The sequence below is a fragment of the Pseudomonas putida genome (assembly GCF_050989985.1).
GTDB classification, from domain to species: domain Bacteria; phylum Pseudomonadota; class Gammaproteobacteria; order Pseudomonadales; family Pseudomonadaceae; genus Aquipseudomonas; species Aquipseudomonas putida_AI.
Genome location: NZ_CP158815.1, coordinates 155050 through 169580 on the forward strand (window position 1 = coordinate 155050; position 14531 = coordinate 169580).

17 protein-coding genes and 1 pseudogene are annotated in these 14531 nt (G+C 61.1%); 8 read left to right on the plus strand and 10 right to left on the minus strand.

What is annotated here, in order from left to right; all coding sequences use genetic code 11:
- The first annotated feature begins 89 nt into the window (after positions 1-89).
- On the plus strand, positions 90-515 hold the full coding sequence (locus ABTV29_RS00750) for a secondary thiamine-phosphate synthase enzyme YjbQ (RefSeq protein WP_433768362.1): 426 nt from the start codon (positions 90-92) through the stop codon (positions 513-515).
- 101 nt (positions 516-616) lie between these two features.
- Entirely contained in the window at positions 617-940 is a 324-nt protein-coding gene (gene sutA, locus ABTV29_RS00755) for a transcriptional regulator SutA (RefSeq protein ID WP_007980816.1), read from the plus strand.
- Positions 941-1124: 184 nt separating this feature from the next.
- On the opposite strand, the gene ABTV29_RS00760 is transcribed toward sutA, so the two are convergent.
- The 6 genes from ABTV29_RS00760 to lptM are packed head-to-tail and all read right to left on the minus strand — an operon-like array spanning position 1125 to position 5732.
- Positions 1125-1832: an HAD family hydrolase gene (locus ABTV29_RS00760; RefSeq protein WP_433768364.1), complete on the minus strand. Its 708-nt coding sequence runs from the start codon at positions 1830-1832 to the stop codon at positions 1125-1127.
- On the minus strand, positions 1829-2728 hold the full coding sequence (gene xerC / locus ABTV29_RS00765; RefSeq protein ID WP_110965499.1) for a tyrosine recombinase XerC: 900 nt from the start codon (positions 2726-2728) through the stop codon (positions 1829-1831). The genes ABTV29_RS00760 and xerC overlap by 4 nt, the downstream gene beginning before the upstream one ends.
- A 2-nt stretch (positions 2729-2730) precedes the next feature.
- Complete coding sequence (locus ABTV29_RS00770; protein WP_433768365.1) at positions 2731-3456, minus strand: DUF484 family protein; 726 nt, start codon at positions 3454-3456, stop codon at positions 2731-2733.
- Between the two features lie 13 nt (positions 3457-3469).
- Entirely contained in the window at positions 3470-4300 is an 831-nt protein-coding gene (gene dapF, locus ABTV29_RS00775) for a diaminopimelate epimerase (protein WP_433768366.1), read from the minus strand.
- A gap of 4 nt (positions 4301-4304) precedes the next feature.
- Positions 4305-5552 (minus strand): diaminopimelate decarboxylase, encoded by a 1248-nt coding sequence (gene lysA, locus ABTV29_RS00780; protein WP_433768367.1) that lies wholly within the window; start codon positions 5550-5552, stop codon positions 4305-4307.
- 9 nt (positions 5553-5561) lie between these two features.
- Positions 5562-5732 carry an LPS translocon maturation chaperone LptM gene (gene lptM, locus ABTV29_RS00785; RefSeq protein ID WP_433768368.1) on the minus strand — a complete coding sequence of 57 codons (171 nt, stop codon included), beginning with the start codon at positions 5730-5732 and terminating at the stop codon, positions 5562-5564.
- 307 nt (positions 5733-6039) lie between these two features.
- On the opposite strand from lptM, the gene cyaY reads away from it, so the two are divergent.
- The 3 genes from cyaY (at position 6040) to rnk (ending at position 7158) form a co-directional block, all read left to right on the plus strand.
- Positions 6040-6372, plus strand: coding sequence for an iron donor protein CyaY (gene cyaY / locus ABTV29_RS00790; RefSeq protein ID WP_433768369.1), 333 nt, complete (start codon positions 6040-6042; stop codon positions 6370-6372).
- Between the two features lie 3 nt (positions 6373-6375).
- Positions 6376-6603: a DUF1289 domain-containing protein gene (locus tag ABTV29_RS00795; RefSeq protein ID WP_433768370.1), complete on the plus strand. Its 228-nt coding sequence runs from the start codon at positions 6376-6378 to the stop codon at positions 6601-6603.
- Between the two features lie 144 nt (positions 6604-6747).
- Entirely contained in the window at positions 6748-7158 is a 411-nt protein-coding gene (gene rnk, locus ABTV29_RS00800; RefSeq protein ID WP_433768371.1) for a nucleoside diphosphate kinase regulator, read from the plus strand.
- A 7-nt stretch (positions 7159-7165) separates the two neighbouring features.
- On the opposite strand, the gene ABTV29_RS00805 is transcribed toward rnk, so the two are convergent.
- The 3 genes from ABTV29_RS00805 to ABTV29_RS00815 all read right to left on the minus strand — a co-directional run bounded on the left by ABTV29_RS00805 (position 7166) and on the right by ABTV29_RS00815 (position 10956).
- Positions 7166-10009: a class I adenylate cyclase gene (locus tag ABTV29_RS00805; RefSeq protein WP_433768372.1), complete on the minus strand. Its 2844-nt coding sequence runs from the start codon at positions 10007-10009 to the stop codon at positions 7166-7168.
- Between the two features lie 191 nt (positions 10010-10200).
- Positions 10201-10446 (minus strand): TIGR02647 family protein, encoded by a 246-nt coding sequence (locus tag ABTV29_RS00810; RefSeq protein WP_433768373.1) that lies wholly within the window; start codon positions 10444-10446, stop codon positions 10201-10203.
- A gap of 213 nt (positions 10447-10659) precedes the next feature.
- Positions 10660-10956, minus strand: coding sequence for a hypothetical protein (locus ABTV29_RS00815; protein ID WP_433768374.1), 297 nt, complete (start codon positions 10954-10956; stop codon positions 10660-10662).
- Positions 10957-11080: 124 nt separating this feature from the next.
- Between ABTV29_RS00815 and ABTV29_RS00820 the strand changes: the two genes are divergently transcribed.
- The gene (locus tag ABTV29_RS00820; protein ID WP_433768375.1) at positions 11081-11740 is read left to right on the plus strand and encodes a glutathione S-transferase; all 660 of its coding nucleotides are present in this window, start codon (positions 11081-11083) and stop codon (positions 11738-11740) included.
- A 95-nt stretch (positions 11741-11835) separates the two neighbouring features.
- Here ABTV29_RS00820 and argH read toward each other — a convergent pair whose 3' ends face one another.
- Positions 11836-13230 (minus strand): argininosuccinate lyase, encoded by a 1395-nt coding sequence (gene argH / locus ABTV29_RS00825; RefSeq protein WP_433768376.1) that lies wholly within the window; start codon positions 13228-13230, stop codon positions 11836-11838.
- Positions 13231-13555: 325 nt separating this feature from the next.
- Between argH and ABTV29_RS00830 the strand changes: the two are divergent.
- A pseudogene (locus ABTV29_RS00830) lies at positions 13556-13678 on the plus strand (sensor histidine kinase); the annotation flags it as partial.
- A complete protein-coding gene (locus ABTV29_RS00835; protein ID WP_433768377.1) occupies positions 13675-14421 on the plus strand; it encodes a LytR/AlgR family response regulator transcription factor in 747 nt (248 codons plus the stop codon). The pseudogene ABTV29_RS00830 and the gene ABTV29_RS00835, both read left to right, overlap by 4 nt.
- The last annotated feature ends 110 nt before the right edge of the window (positions 14422-14531 follow it).

The window sequence follows — 14531 nt, forward strand, 5'->3', positions numbered from 1 at the left end:
GTCAAAGGCTTGAGCGTTCCAAGGGATATTAGGGCCTTTGTTTTTTCCCAGAGCGCGCTAGAATGCGCCCCGAACGTGCGGAGAACTGTATGTGGCAACAGACTCTGATAACCCTGCGGGCGAGGCCCCGGGGCTTTCATCTGGTAACGGACGAGTTACTCGCCGGCCTGCCCGAACTCAAGGCATGTCGGGTCGGTCTGTTGCATTTGTGGCTACAGCATACCTCGGCGTCGTTGACCATCAACGAGAACGCCGATCCGGCGGTACGTCGCGACTTCGAACGATTTTTCAATCGTCTGATCCCACAAGGAACAGTCGGCTATGAGCATAACGACGAAGGCCTGGACGACCTCCCGGCGCACTTCAAGGCCAGCGTGCTTGGCTGTCAGATCAGTCTGCCGATTTCGGCGGGCCGACTGGCGTTAGGGACCTGGCAAGGCGTTTACCTGGGCGAGCACCGTGATTTCGGCGGTGCCCGTAAAGTCCTCGCCACCTTGCACGGTGAGGAGGCATGAACCGCTGGTCACCAGCGGTTATTGAATTTTTCCGGCGGCCTTCGACAGATAGCTAAGCTGGGCTATAACTAATCTGCTTTTCGCAAGTCATGAGGTAGAACATGAGCGACGATGATCTGGAAAACGACGACCTCGAAGTAGGCGACGACGACGAAACCGAAGAAGGTCTGGAAGCAGCGGCGGAAGACGTCGCTGAAGATGATGGCGGTGATGCACCCGTCCCGACCGCCAAAGGCAAGGCCAAGGCTGCGGTATCGGTCGATGAGCTGCCGAGTGTCGAGGCCAAGAACAAAGAGCGTGACGCTCTGGCCAAGGCTATGGAAGAGTTCCTGGCCCGTGGTGGCAAGGTGCAGGAAGTGGAGGCCAATGTGGTCGCCGATCCGCCCAAGAAGCCTGACAACAAGTACGGCAGCCGGCCTATCTGAGCCTGCTGCGCGCTGACTGAAAAAGCCCGCCGTCGCTGCGGGCTTTTTCATGCCTGTCACAAAATTCTGAATTCGACACGATCCTGTGGGAGCGAGCCTGCTCGCGATGAGGCAGGCACATCCATCATCGATGGCGCCTGGCCCACCGCCATCGCGAGCAGGCTCGCTCCTACAGGGTTTTGTGTCAGGCGGACATGGAGTTCCACAATGCCAACAACGCCGGCAACTCGGTCAGGCTGCGAATCTCGGCATCCGGCAAGCGTTCGGCTTCCCAGACCTTTCCCGCCGGGTTGAACCAGATTGCCCGCAGCCCCGCTTGCTGGGCGCCGGCAATGTCATCGCCCGGATGATCGCCGATATGCACTGCGGTCTCAGCGGTTGCACCACCGCGCTGCAAGGCCTCATGGAACAGTCGCGCATCGGGCTTGGCGATGCCGATGTCTTCGGCACACAAGGCAAACTTGAAGTAATCCGCCAGGCCCAACCGGCGTACATCGGCGTTGCCGTTGGTGACGACGCCCAGGGCGTAATGGTTGGCCAGCACTCGCAGCGTCGGTTGCACCTCCGGGAAGATCTCCAGCTGATGCCGGGCATGCAGAAACACTTCGAAGCTGCGCTCGGCCAGGTCCGATGCTTCGGCCTGGGTATAACCGGCTTCTTCCAGGGCCAGGAACAGGACGCGCCGGCGCAGGGCACTGATGCGGTACTTGAGGCCGGGTTCGCGGCTCAGGATGCGCTCGCGAATGGCCCACAGGTGTTCCACCGGAACCGCGCCCAGGTTGGGTGCATGCTCGGTCAGCCATTCACGCAATACGGCTTCGGCGCTGACGATCACCGGGGCGGTGTCCCACAGGGTGTCGTCGAGGTCAAAGGTGATGAGTTGGATCGTCATGAATCGTCGCCTTTAATGCGTTTGGCCCGTGGATGGGCACTGTCGTAGACCGAAGCCAGGTGCTGGAAGTCCAGGTGGGTATAGATCTGCGTGGTCTTTATATCCGAGTGGCCGAGCAGTTCCTGCACCGCCCGCAGGTCCTGGGAGGACTCAAGCAAATGGCTGGCGAAGGAATGTCGCAGCATGTGCGGGTGCAGGTTTTGCCCCAGTTCGCGCTCTCCCGCCGCCTTGACTCGCACCTGTATCGCCCGTGGGCCGAGTCGTCGGCCTTGCTGGCTGACAAACACCGCGTCGTCCGCCGGGTTGGCCAGTGCACGCAAGGGCAACCATAACTCCAGCGCTTCGCGCGCCTTCTTGCCCACTGGCAGCAGGCGGGTCTTGCTGCCCTTGCCGAGTACTTGAACCATGCCATCAGCCAGATCGAGCTGATCCAGGTTCAACCCGGTCAGCTCCGACAGGCGCAACCCGGAGGAGTAAAACAGCTCGAGAATCGCTTGGTCGCGGCGCGCGAGGAAATCATCTTCGACCCCGCCTTCCAGCAGTTGCAGCGCACGGTCGGTGTCGAGGGTTTTCGGCAGCCGGCGTTCGCCCTTGGGCGGCGCCAGGCCATTGGCCGGGTCGTGATCGCACAGGCCTTCGCGGTTCAGATAGTGATAGAGCCCGCGTACCGCCGACAGCAGGCGCGCCAGGCTGCGGGATGATTGGCCCTGGGCATGCAGGCGGGCGATCAGGCTGCGCAGGCGCTGGATGTCCAGGGCTGCCCAGCTGCCGATGTTCTGTTTGACACACCAGCCCAGGACTTTATCGAGATCGCGACGGTAGGCCGACAGCGTATGCGGCGACACCTGCCGCTCACTGCGCAGGTGTTCGCAGTAAGCGTCCAGTTGCCGTTCCATGATCAGCGTACCGAGCGCAGGGAGCTGTTGATCCGTGGCAGCACGCGGCCCATGACTTCGGCGATGTAGCTCAGGAACAGCGTGCCCACCGAACTCTTGTAGTGCTGCGGGTCACGGCTGGCGATGGCCAGGATGCCGTGGACGCCCTGATGGGTAATGGCGACGACGGCGGTGGAGCCGATCTGCTTGCGCTGTTCTTCGCCGAACAGGAAGTCCAGTTCGTGCTCGCGCAGGCTGCCGCTGACGCTCTTGTCTTCCTGCAACAGGCCGCCAATGGCCACCTGTGCTTCGGCGTGAGTCACCCAGCGGCCCACCGGCATGGCGTTGTCGCCGAGCAGGATGAGGCTGACGAAGGGGACCTGGAAGTCCTGGCGCAGGCTGTCTTCGACGCTCATCACCACGTCTTCCAGGGTGTTGGCGTCCATCAGTGCGAGGATCAGGCGGCGGGTCTTTTCGAAGAGTCGATCGTTGTCCCGGGCCACGTCCATCAAGTGCGAAAGACGGTGGCGCAACTCGATGTTGCGGTCGCGCAGAATGGTCAACTGCCGTTCCACCAGGGACACGGTATCGCCGCGTCGGTGGGGAATGCGCAGAGCCGGGAGCAGTTCTTCGTGTTCGACGAAGAAGTCCGGATGAGCCTCCAGGTACGCGGCAATCGCCGCCGCCTCCAGGCTTTCGGACGCTGATTCGTCGGGCTGTCGGGCGGGTACCTGAGGCTTATCGGTCATGGCTTTGGCTCACTCAAAGACGCACTTGTCCTTCGTATACACGCACTGCCGGGCCGGTCATCAAGACCGGTTGGCCGGGGCCTGCCCATTCAATGGACAGGCGCCCGCCTGGCAGGTCGATCAATAGCGGCGAATCCATCCACCCCTGGCTGATCGCGGCTACCGCGGCGGCGCAGGCGCCAGTCCCGCAGGCCTGGGTTTCCCCGGCACCGCGCTCCCAGACGCGCAATTGCGCACGATTGCGGTCGATGACCTGGATGAAGCCGACATTGACCCGTGCCGGGAAGCGCGGGTGATGTTCGATCTTCGGTCCCAGTTCATGCACCGGTGCATTGTTGATATCGCTGACGCGCAGCACGGCATGGGGGTTGCCCATCGACACTGCGGCCAGATCGACCGGCGTACCGTCGACGTCAACCTGATAACTCAGGGCCTGTTCGGCGGCCTGGAACGGAATGTCCGCAGGCACTAGGCGCGGGGCGCCCATGTTGACGCCAATCTGCCCGTCGTTGCGCACATCCAGTTCGATGATGCCGCTTTTGGTTTCAACGCGGATCTGCTTCTTGGCGGTCAGGCGCTTGTCGAGCACAAAGCGGGCGAAACAGCGGGCACCATTGCCGCACTGTTCCACTTCGGAACCGTCGGAGTTGAAGATCCGATAACGGAAATCCACGTCCGGGTTGCTCGGTGCCTCGACGATCAGCAACTGGTCGAAACCGATACCGGTATGCCGGTCGCCCCACAGCTTGGCGTGCTTGGGCAGAATGTGCGCGTGCTGGCTGACCAGGTCGAGAACCATGAAGTCATTGCCCAGGCCGTGCATCTTGGTAAAACGCAGCAGCATGGTTTTACTCCGGCAGCAGGCTTTCGCCAGCAAACAACTCGGCTACCGTTTCACGGCGACGCACTTCAAATGCCTGATCACCGTCCACCAACACTTCGGCGGTACGGCCGCGGGTGTTGTAGTTGGAGCTCATGACAAACCCATAGGCGCCCGCCGAGTGCACGGCCAGCAGGTCGCCTTCTTCCAGGGCCAGCTCACGCTCCTTGGCCAGGAAGTCACCGGTCTCGCAGATCGGGCCGACGATGTCGTAGGTGCGGGCAGCGGCGTTGCGCGGGCGCACGGCAGTGACGTCCATCCAGGCCTGGTACAGCGCCGGGCGGATCAGGTCGTTCATGGCCGCGTCGACGATGGCGAAGTCCTTGTGTTCGGTGTGCTTGAGGTACTCGACCTGGGTCAGCAGCACGCCGGCGTTGGCCACGATGAAGCGGCCCGGTTCGAATACCAGCGCCAGGTCACGACCGTCGAGACGCTCGCGCACAGCCTTGATGTAGTCGCCGGCCAATGGCGGCTCTTCATCGCGATAACGCACGCCCAGGCCGCCACCGAGATCGATGTGGCGCAGGTAGATGCCGCAATCGCTCAGGCGATCGACCAGGCCCAGCAGGCGGTCGAGGGCATCGATGAATGGCGGCAGGGTGGTCAGTTGCGAACCGATGTGGCAGTCGACGCCGACCACTTCCAGGTTCGGCAGCTGCGCGGCACGCACGTACACGTCTTCGGCGTCGGCGATGGCGATGCCGAACTTGTTCTCTTTGAGACCGGTGGAGATGTACGGGTGAGTGCCGGCATCGACGTCCGGGTTCACGCGCAGCGAGATCGGTGCGCGAACGCCCAGCTCGGCGGCCACTACTTGCAGGCGTTCCAGCTCGTCGGTGGATTCGACGTTGAAGCAGTGCACGCCGACTTCCAGTGCGCGACGCATGTCGTCACGGGTCTTGCCGACGCCGGAGAACACGATCTTGTCGGCGCTGCCGCCAGCGGCTAGTACGCGTTCCAGCTCGCCACGGGAAACGATGTCGAAACCGGCGCCCAGACGCGCCAGGACATTCAGTACGCCCAGGTTGGAGTTGGCCTTGACTGCGAAGCAGACCAGGTGCGGCATGCCGGCCAGCGCATCGGCGTAAGCCAGGTATTGGGCTTCGATGTGGGCACGGGAGTAAACGTAGGTCGGTGTACCAAAGCGATCGGCGATAGCAGACAGGGCAACACCTTCCGCGAACAGTTCACCGTCACGGTAGTTAAAAGCGTCCATGATGTTCCCTTATTGGTAGACGTCGTGCTTGTGCTTGGACGACTGCTTCTGCGAAGACTGGGCCTGCTGTGCAGGGTCCTGGTCTTCGTCGGGCAGGTACAGCGGGCCTTTTTGACCGCAGGCCGACACAAGGCAGGCAACCGCGACGAGCGCAGCAAGGGAAGAGATCAGGCGCTTCATGGCGAAATCCTTGAAAATGCATTAATTGGGCCGGAGTATACCGGCCACCCGGCAGATTGCCTATGCGAGGGGGCTCCCGTCCGGCGGGGCTCGCCAATGCCGGTCGGTATCGTCCAGGCCCTGTGGGAGCGAGCCTGCTCGCCAAAGCGGTGGATCAGTCAGCCATAATGTTGAATGGACTGGCGCCTTCGCGAGCAGGCTCGCTCCCACAGGTAGAGCTTCCTGGGCGTTATTCTTTGCAATCGACGGGGCTCGGCCGTATCTTGCGGCGCTTGAACCTGATCAGACACTTTTTGAGGTTGCCGTAATGAGTTTGTCCGAAGCGCGTTTCCACGATCTGGTCGATTCCACCCAGCAAACCCTGGAAGACATCTTCGAGGACAGCGACCTGGATATCGATCTGGAGAGCTCGGCCGGTGTGCTGACCGTCAAGTTCGAAAACGGCACTCAGTTGATCTTCAGCCGCCAGGAACCTCTGCGGCAGTTGTGGCTGGCGGCGGTATCCGGTGGCTTCCACTTCGATTACAACGAAGAGAGCGAGCGCTGGATGTGCGACAAGAGCGAAGAGCAGCTGGGTGAAATGCTTGAGCGCATCGTCCAGCAGCAGGCCGGTGTCGAGTTCGATTTCGAAGGCCTGTAACACGTGACTCAGCCAGCTCCGGTCCGCCCGCCCAAGCCGCTCTACAGCAATGTCAGCCCGGCAGTACCCTCGCCCTGTTGCGGTGTGTGTCGCCTGGACGAACACAAGGTCTGCCTGGGATGTTTCCGCCATGTCGAAGACATCCGCGAATGGCGTTCGGCGGATGACGAGCGGCGGCGGGTGATTTGCCTCCAGGCTTCAGATCGCAAGCACGCCGCCGATCCGCTGTAGGAGCCGCCGGGTGGCAGCTTGTATATTTTTTGAGCTGTGATAGTGTCCGGATATGCCTCAACCCATCGAGGCTTGTGAAAACCCCGCCTTGTTTTTGGCGGGGTTTTGCTTTTTTCGCGCAGAAGAAAGGAGTCTGCCCTGATCATGACCGCACCTTCCATCACCCTTACCCGTCTGGACGTTCAGCGTCTGGAGCGTCTGATCGACACGCTGGATGAAACACTGCCGGGCGTTATTGCACTGCAAACCGAGCTGGATCGCGCCGATACGCTGGTGGGCCACGATGAAGTGCCGCCTGACGTCGTCACCATGAATTCCCGCGTTCACTGCCGTGAGGAAAGCAGCGGCAAGGACTATCACCTGACTCTGGTTTACCCGAAGGACGCCAATGCCGACGAAGGCAAGGTCTCGATCCTGGCACCGGTGGGCAGCGCGTTGCTGGGCCTGAAAGTCGGTCAGCACATCGACTGGCCGGCACCCGGCGGCAAGACCCTGAAACTGACTCTGCTCGCAGTCGAATCGCAACCGTCCAATGGTGGCGATTACAACGTTTGACCACGCCTCACACCTGATCGAGCGCCTCGTTCAATGCGCGCTCCAGGTCCGCCTTGTAACGCAGATACAAATTGCTGGATCCCTGACCGTCACCGAGCAGACCCGACAGGTCCAGATCGGTGATGTAGCAGCGGTAGCGTTTGGTCTCGCGGCGTTGTTCGACGATTTCCCTGGCGACCACGCTGAACAGCTGGTCGCCATGCTCCAGCTCTGAAAACTCCCGCTGATTGCAATACAAGGTGACCTGCACCTCGCCGGGCGCGGCCTTGCCGACGATCGCCTGCACGTCATAGAAGGGTTTGTTGGCCGGCGTGTGCGGCGCCGGCCGCGCTTCAACGCGGCGCGCCCGGGCGGAACCTGAAGGCAGGAGCTGGTAATACAAGGTTTCCAGGCTGCGGGGCTGAGCTGACTCCATGGGCAGCAAGGCGTCGCGCCGGTACTGGATCGATTGCAGGAACCGCTGCAGCGGCACCAGCAGGCTTTGCTCGTCATGCCATGGCAACCGTTGCTGCCACAACGCATTGAATTCATCGAGCACGTACAGCTCGGCCTGATCTTCGTTGATCCGGTAGAACACCTGAATGCTGTCTGGTTGGCCCATGGGCAGCAACAGGGCGAGGTCGTGGTCTTCCAGGGCCATCGGATCCAGGTGCAGCGGGCTGTAACTGGCCAGTTCCTCGCTCAGGTAATCGACCAGCGCCGGCAGCGTCGGCAAGGCGACATGGTTGACCTGGCCCGGCACCAGCTCCAGCACGTGATAATGCTGCTGGACCTGGATCAGGTAGCGGTGATTGAGCTTGCTCAGCAACAGGTTCTGCGCCGTATCGAGGATGCCTTCCACGCGCTGCGCGATGAATTGCGCGCGGTTGTGGCAGAAGCAGCGCACGCGCAGTCGGGGTTGCTGCGGACCGTCGGGCAGGTTGTTGAGGTAATCGCGCAGGCAGTCGAGAAGAGCGTGGGGGCCATCGAAGCGATTGACCAGCACTTCGTTCCAACTGTTGAGCGTGACCTGATCCAGGGTCAGCACCAGATTTTCCCGGACCCCCGCATAGCTCAGGGAGTCGGTGCGCTCGGTGGTCATCAGAATGTTCAGATCGCGGTGGTGTTTGAGCGGGTCGACACCGACGTTCACCAGAATCAGCACTTCGCTGGGGACGCTGGCCCGCAGCAGGGGCTCTTCGTCCACGGTCGGCATCGGCAGGGGGATGCTCTGTTGCAGGCTGCCGAGCAGGTTGAACAGTTCGAACTCGCTCAAATCGCTGCTGCCCGGATGCAGGGCCAGGCGGGTGCTGCTGTCGATCACGCCGTTGCGGTGACACCAGCTGAGTAGCTCGAGCAACTGGCGGCTGCGCTTGATCGGCGCGAAGTGCTCCCACTCAAGGGCGGTCAGGCTGCCGTTGTACAGGCCCCACTGAGATTGTCCCTCTTCACGTTTGTTCGGCGCATGCACCAGCGTCAGGGTGTCTTCCGCCAGATCCGGGGCAATGCCGGGATTGATGAACTCGACCTTGTCCGCCTTGCGCTCGAAAGCGGCATACAGACGCCGACCGAGTACGCTGAGGTCGCGTTTATTGATCAGGCTGACGGTTTGTTCCTGGCGGGCGAACTGGGTCAGGAAGCGGTAGCTGTAATTGAGTTCGTTGACCAACGCCCGCCGCTCGGAACTGACCTGGCGGACTTTCCACTGGCTGCGGCTGTCGAGCAGGGCCAGTTGCCGATGATCCCAGTGCCATTCATGGGCCAGGCGCTCCAGCAGCGAGCGCTGCCAGCTCTGGGTGCGCGTGCTGCCGGTGAGCTTGCGATTGACCTTCAGGTACAGCGCGCGGCGTACCAGTTCCAGACGCTCCGGTTCGTTGCGGGCAATGAGGTATTCCTCGATACGCCGGTAAACGACAACGTACGGGTCCAGTTCATCGAGGTCGAGCCGGTTGGCGAACACCGCCTGTTTGAAACGCAGGCTCAGGCATTGGACCCTCGGGTGTTCGCTGGCGTACACCTCGGTCAACAGCAGCTTGAGCACCGACTTGTAGGGTGACTCGATCCCCTTGAACAGCTGCCACAGGCCCGCGCCGATGAATTCCCCGGGCGGGATGAAGGCCAGGTTGCCCAGGTCGAGGGTTTCGTCGGCACGGATGAAGCGCTTGGAAATCAGCGTATGGGTGTAGCGGTCATAGCTGGACTCTTCATAGACCGGTACCAGCCACCAGATCGGAGTGCGCCCGGCCAGCCAGATCGCGGTGCGATAGAACTCGTCGAGCAGCAGGTAGTGTTGCGTGGTGCCGCAATTCTCGGAGCTGAGTTGATTGTCGCGCTCACCCCGTACGAATCGGACCGGGTCGATCAGGAAGAAATGCGCCTCGGCGCCCTGACTGGCCGCCCAGGCTTCCAGCAGCTGGCATTTCTTGCGCAGTTCGTTGAGTTCGTTCTCGCTCAAGTCCGGGCTGTGGCACACCCACACGTCCATATCGCTCTGGTCGGCCTGGGCCAGGGTGCCGAGGCTGCCCATCAGGAACAGGCCGTGAATCGGGCGCGGCGGGTTGCTGCCGTGGCGAGGCTTATAGGTAAACGAACGGGTCAGGCGCTGGGCTTCGGCCAGGAGGTTGGCGTCAGGTTCGAAATTCGACAGTCCGGCCGGGGTGCTGCCCGAAACATAGCCTGGCAACAGCGGATGATTGACGTGGAAAAACAGCGGCAGAAGGCTCAGTACGCCTTGCTGGCGAGTCGACAAACCCTCCATGGCGCGGGCCATGCGGCCTTCGTTGAGCTTCAGGAAGCGGGCGCGCAGCTGGCTCAGGACCTTGCGGTCGATGCCCTCGTCCAGGTCGGGGCGGATTTCATGGTTGCGGGTCATGTCAGCTCAAACCGGCTCGCAGGGCTCGGACGTGGGGCTCTCGGGTGGTGGCAGTTTAGCCTCTCGGCCCGGGGACATTTAAGCTGATTCTGTTTTTTTGACGTCAGATTTATAACGTTGGAAAAGGTCAGCCAGCTGAGTAGGCCCACGGATATCCCATGTCGGGCTTTCCGTGGGCGATACAGCGAAATTCAGGCCGTTTCCTGAGCGCGAAGAATGGTCAGGACGGTTTGTACGTTTTGCGCGGCATCACGCCCCAGGCTGGTCAGGTAACCACCATCGGGCTGGCTGGTAAGTTCTTTTTCGTACAGGCGCTGGGCAGCCGCAATGGCTTTGGGGGCGGCAGTGTGATGAATTTTCAAACCTTCCTGGGAACTGTCCAGGTTGAAGAGTGCGAGGATTTCCAGTTCGGCAACCAACTCAGGGGTAAGCGACATAAGGACTCCAGACTTTCTAGGAATTAGACGACAGCGCCCCTAAGGTGAACCCGCTTGTGCGGCATGTCCAGTGCTCGCAGCAGCCTTTTTTCTCACTTGTAGGAGCGAGCTTGCTCGCGATGGTCGTGAACGATGACGCTGGAGCCCTGACAGCCCACGGCGGTCTCAGGTTTTTCGCGAGCGAGCTCGCTCCTACAGGTTCGGGACTTTGGTTTACTTCTTCTCAGGTGGCAATTCTGGCAAGGCGCGCAACGCGGCTTCATACCATTCGGTGTTGAACGCGCGGTCTTCTTCGAGGATCGCGTCGATTTCTACCGCCAAAACGTGGGCCATCAGGTTGAGGATTTCCTCCCGCTCGTAACCCACCAGCGTCAACTTGTTGAACGTTGCCTTGGCCGCTGGCGGATTGTCGCTTTCGATCTGGTTCTCGATAGCTTCGATCAGCGTGTTCTCGGCGAACTCTTCTTCGTCGATGTCGTCTTGATTGTTATCGGGGGTTGGCTCGCTCATGGCAGGCTCCTCAAGGAAAGGTGGCCAGTTTACCTGCATTCAAGTCCGTGATGCTGCTGGCAAGAAAGGCTCGAGCGATCTATAAACAGGCACCGCCCACCCCGCACGGCCTGGAGGCTTTGTGATGATTCAGCTTTACGGATTCTCCGTCAGCAACTACTACAACATGGTCAAGCTGGCGCTGTTGGAAAAAGGACTGCCTTTCGAAGAAGTGCCGTTTTACGCCGGCCAGTCCCCAGAGGCTCTGGCCATCAGCCCTCGCGGCAAGGTCCCGGTGCTGAAAACAGAGCAGGGCTTCATCAATGAAACCATGGTGATCCTCGAATACATCGAGCAGAGCCAGAAAGGCACGCCGCTGCTGCCGAGCGATGCGTTCGAGCGCGCACAAGTGTTGGCGCTGGCCAAGGAAATCGAGCTGTACATCGAACTGCCCGCGCGCGCCTGCTATCCCGAAGCGTTTTTCGGCGCAAAACTGCCGGATGCAATCAAGGAAAAGACCAAGGCCGAGTTGCTGCTGGGCATCGCGTCCCTGGGCCGGCACGGCAAGTTCAGCCCCTATGTGGCGGGCGAGCGCTTGAGCGTGGCGGACCTGTATTTCCTGTACAGCGTGCCGCTGGCCTGTGGGGTGGCGAAAAAGCTGTTTGATATCGACCTGTTGGCAGAGCTGCCAGCGGCCAAGGCGCTGCTGGAGCGTCTGGGGGACAATCCGAACGTTCAGCGGATTGCGGCGGACAAGGAAGCGGCGATGCCGGCGTTCATGGCGATGATTGCGGCCAAGAAGTAAGGCTTTCAGTGCACTTGAAACAGTAATCGCGAGCGGGCTCGCTCCCACAGGGTTTATACCTCAACCCTGTGGGAGCGAGCCCGCTCGCGATGCTTTTAGCGGCTGGCGAGCAACGCCTGGCCACGCACGACGGCAGCTTTCACCTGGGTCGGTGCAGTGCCGCCAATGTGGTTGCGGGCATTGACCGAACCTTCCAGGGTCAGCACGGCGAATACGTCCTGATCGATCTGGTCGCTGAACTTGCGCAGCTCTTCGAGGCTCATTTCCGCCAGGTCCTTGCCGCTTTCCACGCCGTATTTCACGGCATGGCCAACGATTTCGTGGCAATCACGGAACGGCAGGCCACGACGCACCAGGTAGTCGGCAAGGTCGGTGGCGGTGGAGAAACCGCGCAGGGCCGCTTCGCGCATGATGGCGTGCTTGGGCTTGATCGCCGGGATCATGTCGGCAAAGGCTCGCAGGGAATCGCGCAGGGTGTCGGCGGCGTCGAACAGCGGTTCCTTGTCTTCCTGGTTGTCCTTGTTGTAGGCCAGGGGTTGGCCTTTCATCAGGGTCAGCAGGCCCATCACCGCGCCGAATACACGACCCGTCTTGCCACGCACCAGCTCTGGCACGTCCGGGTTTTTCTTTTGCGGCATGATCGAGCTGCCGGTGCAGAAGCGGTCTGGCAGATCGATGAACTGGAATTGCGCGCTGGTCCACAGCACCAGCTCTTCGGAGAAGCGGGACAGGTGCATCATCGCGATGCTCGCGGCCGAGCAGAATTCGATAGCGAAGTCACGATCGGACACGTTGTCCAGGGAGTTGCCGCCGACGGCTTCGAAGCCCAGCAGCTGAGCGGTGTATTCGCGGTCGATCGGGTAGGTGGTGCCGGCCAGTGCGGCGCTGCCCAGCGGCATGCGGTTGGTGCGCTTGCGGCAGTCGACCAGGCGCTCGTAGTCGCGGCTGAGCATTTCGAACCAGGCCAGCATGTGGTGCCCGAAGGTCACCGGCTGCGCGGTCTGCAGGTGGGTGAAGCCCGGCATGATGCTGCCGGCTTCGCGCTCGGCCTGCTCCAGCAGGCCTTTTTGCAGGCGGGTGATTTCGCCCAGGATCAGGTCGATTTCGTCGCGCAGCCACAGGCGGATGTCGGTGGCGACCTGGTCGTTACGGCTGCGGCCGGTGTGCAGCTTTTTACCGGTTACGCCGATGCGGTCGGTCAGGCGCGCCTCGATGTTCATGTGCACGTCTTCGAGGTCAATGCGCCAGTCGAACTGGCCGGCCTCGATTTCACCCTGGATGGTCTTCAGGCCATCGATGATGCTGTCGCGCTCGGCATCGGTCAGCACGCCGACCTTGGCCAGCATGGTGGCGTGGGCGATCGAGCCCATGATGTCGTGGCGATACAGGCGCTGGTCGAAGGTGACGGAGGCGGTGAAGCGGGCGACGAAGGCGTCGACGGGTTCACTGAAGCGGCCGCCCCAGGACTGATTGGTCTTGTCAGTGCTCATGAATTCGCTCGTATCGGCTGTAGAAAGATGGCGTTGAAAGCTGCGGCGGATAATAACAGGGTTGCCAGGGCTGTCGTTGACACTGGTCGACTGGTTTTCACCCCGCGCTCCTGCGGTTTTCCCTGTTGGCGCAACGATATTTTCCGATTGAGCAATATCGTCCCGGCAACCGTCTACAGTTGGACAGTAGGATCAGCGCACTTCTCGGTGCGGATACTGACTATAAGAAGAGGGGGTGTTCATATTGCGTAACAGCAAACCCTGTGGCGATCCATCGCCAAAGCGGGCCTGGACCGTCAATTGCCCGGCATTTGAAAATTTTGCTGCCGGACGAGCGGCACTTTTTGACGCTCGCGCTAGTCTTAGCGTGGATCGCGGTGACGGACGTCACTTCACCTGTCTACGCTATCCTTGTGCGAGACTCACGCAGGAATCCAGCGCAATATGAATGTCCTGATCGTTGATGACGACCCTATTGCCCGCGAGCGCCTGAGCCGAATGGTTGGCGAACTCGAGGGATACAGTGTCCTGGAGCCTAGCGCCACGAATGGCGAAGAAGCGTTGGCACTGATCGACAGCCACAAGCCGGATATCGTTTTACTCGATATCCGCATGCCCGGCCTCGATGGCCTGCAGGTGGCCGCGCGATTGTGCGAGCGCGAAACCCCGCCCGCCGTGGTGTTCTGCGCAGGAACCGATGAATATTCCGAGGGAGCCTTACAGGCCAGCGCCGTAGGCTATCTGGTGAAGCCGGTGAGAACTGAACAGTTAAATGACGCGTTGAAAAAAGCCGAACGCCCCAATCGCGTTCAACTCTCCGCCCTGACCCGGCCGGCGGCCGAAAGTGGCAGTGGCCCTCGCAGCCATATCAGTGCGCGCACCCGCAAGGGGATCGAGCTGATTCCCATCGATCAGGTGGTCTACTTCATCGCCGACCACAAATACGTGACCTTGCGCCACGAGTCGGGCGAAGTGCTGCTGGATGAACCGCTCAAGGCCCTGGAGGACGAGTTCGGCGAACGTTTCGTGCGTATACACCGAAATGCCCTGGTCGCCCGCGACCGCATTGAACGCCTGCAGCGCACGCCTTTGGGACATTTCCAACTGTTCCTCAAGGGCTTGAACGGCGATGCATTGATCGTCAGCCGGCGCCATGTGGCTGGCGTGCGGAAAATGATGCAACAGCTTTGATTCGCGGGTTGCATGTGAATCCCACACCCGATTCCCGGACATCCGGGGCCCGGGAGGCCGAGTAGTTTCTGATACAAGTCAAAGTGGATTTGGCTGAGCTGTTATCATCT

Bases quoted from the DNA above. Each gene is read 5' to 3' on its own strand.
- ABTV29_RS00750 (WP_433768362.1), top strand. From the start codon at position 90: ATGTGGCAACAGACTCTGATAACCCTGCGGGCGAGGCCCCGGGGCTTT.
- sutA (WP_007980816.1), top strand. From the start codon at position 617: ATGAGCGACGATGATCTGGAAAACGACGACCTCGAAGTAGGCGACGAC.
- ABTV29_RS00760 (WP_433768364.1), bottom strand. From the start codon at position 1,832: ATGACGATCCAACTCATCACCTTTGACCTCGACGACACCCTGTGGGAC.
- xerC (WP_110965499.1), bottom strand. From the start codon at position 2,728: ATGGAACGGCAACTGGACGCTTACTGCGAACACCTGCGCAGTGAGCGG.
- ABTV29_RS00770 (WP_433768365.1), bottom strand. From the start codon at position 3,456: ATGACCGATAAGCCTCAGGTACCCGCCCGACAGCCCGACGAATCAGCG.
- dapF (WP_433768366.1), bottom strand. From the start codon at position 4,300: ATGCTGCTGCGTTTTACCAAGATGCACGGCCTGGGCAATGACTTCATG.
- lysA (WP_433768367.1), bottom strand. From the start codon at position 5,552: ATGGACGCTTTTAACTACCGTGACGGTGAACTGTTCGCGGAAGGTGTT.
- lptM (WP_433768368.1), bottom strand. From the start codon at position 5,732: ATGAAGCGCCTGATCTCTTCCCTTGCTGCGCTCGTCGCGGTTGCCTGC.
- cyaY (WP_433768369.1), top strand. From the start codon at position 6,040: ATGAGTTTGTCCGAAGCGCGTTTCCACGATCTGGTCGATTCCACCCAG.
- rnk (WP_433768371.1), top strand. From the start codon at position 6,748: ATGACCGCACCTTCCATCACCCTTACCCGTCTGGACGTTCAGCGTCTG.
- ABTV29_RS00805 (WP_433768372.1), bottom strand. From the start codon at position 10,009: ATGACCCGCAACCATGAAATCCGCCCCGACCTGGACGAGGGCATCGAC.
- ABTV29_RS00810 (WP_433768373.1), bottom strand. From the start codon at position 10,446: ATGTCGCTTACCCCTGAGTTGGTTGCCGAACTGGAAATCCTCGCACTC.
- ABTV29_RS00815 (WP_433768374.1), bottom strand. From the start codon at position 10,956: ATGAGCGAGCCAACCCCCGATAACAATCAAGACGACATCGACGAAGAA.
- ABTV29_RS00820 (WP_433768375.1), top strand. From the start codon at position 11,081: ATGATTCAGCTTTACGGATTCTCCGTCAGCAACTACTACAACATGGTC.
- argH (WP_433768376.1), bottom strand. From the start codon at position 13,230: ATGAGCACTGACAAGACCAATCAGTCCTGGGGCGGCCGCTTCAGTGAA.
- ABTV29_RS00835 (WP_433768377.1), top strand. From the start codon at position 13,675: ATGAATGTCCTGATCGTTGATGACGACCCTATTGCCCGCGAGCGCCTG.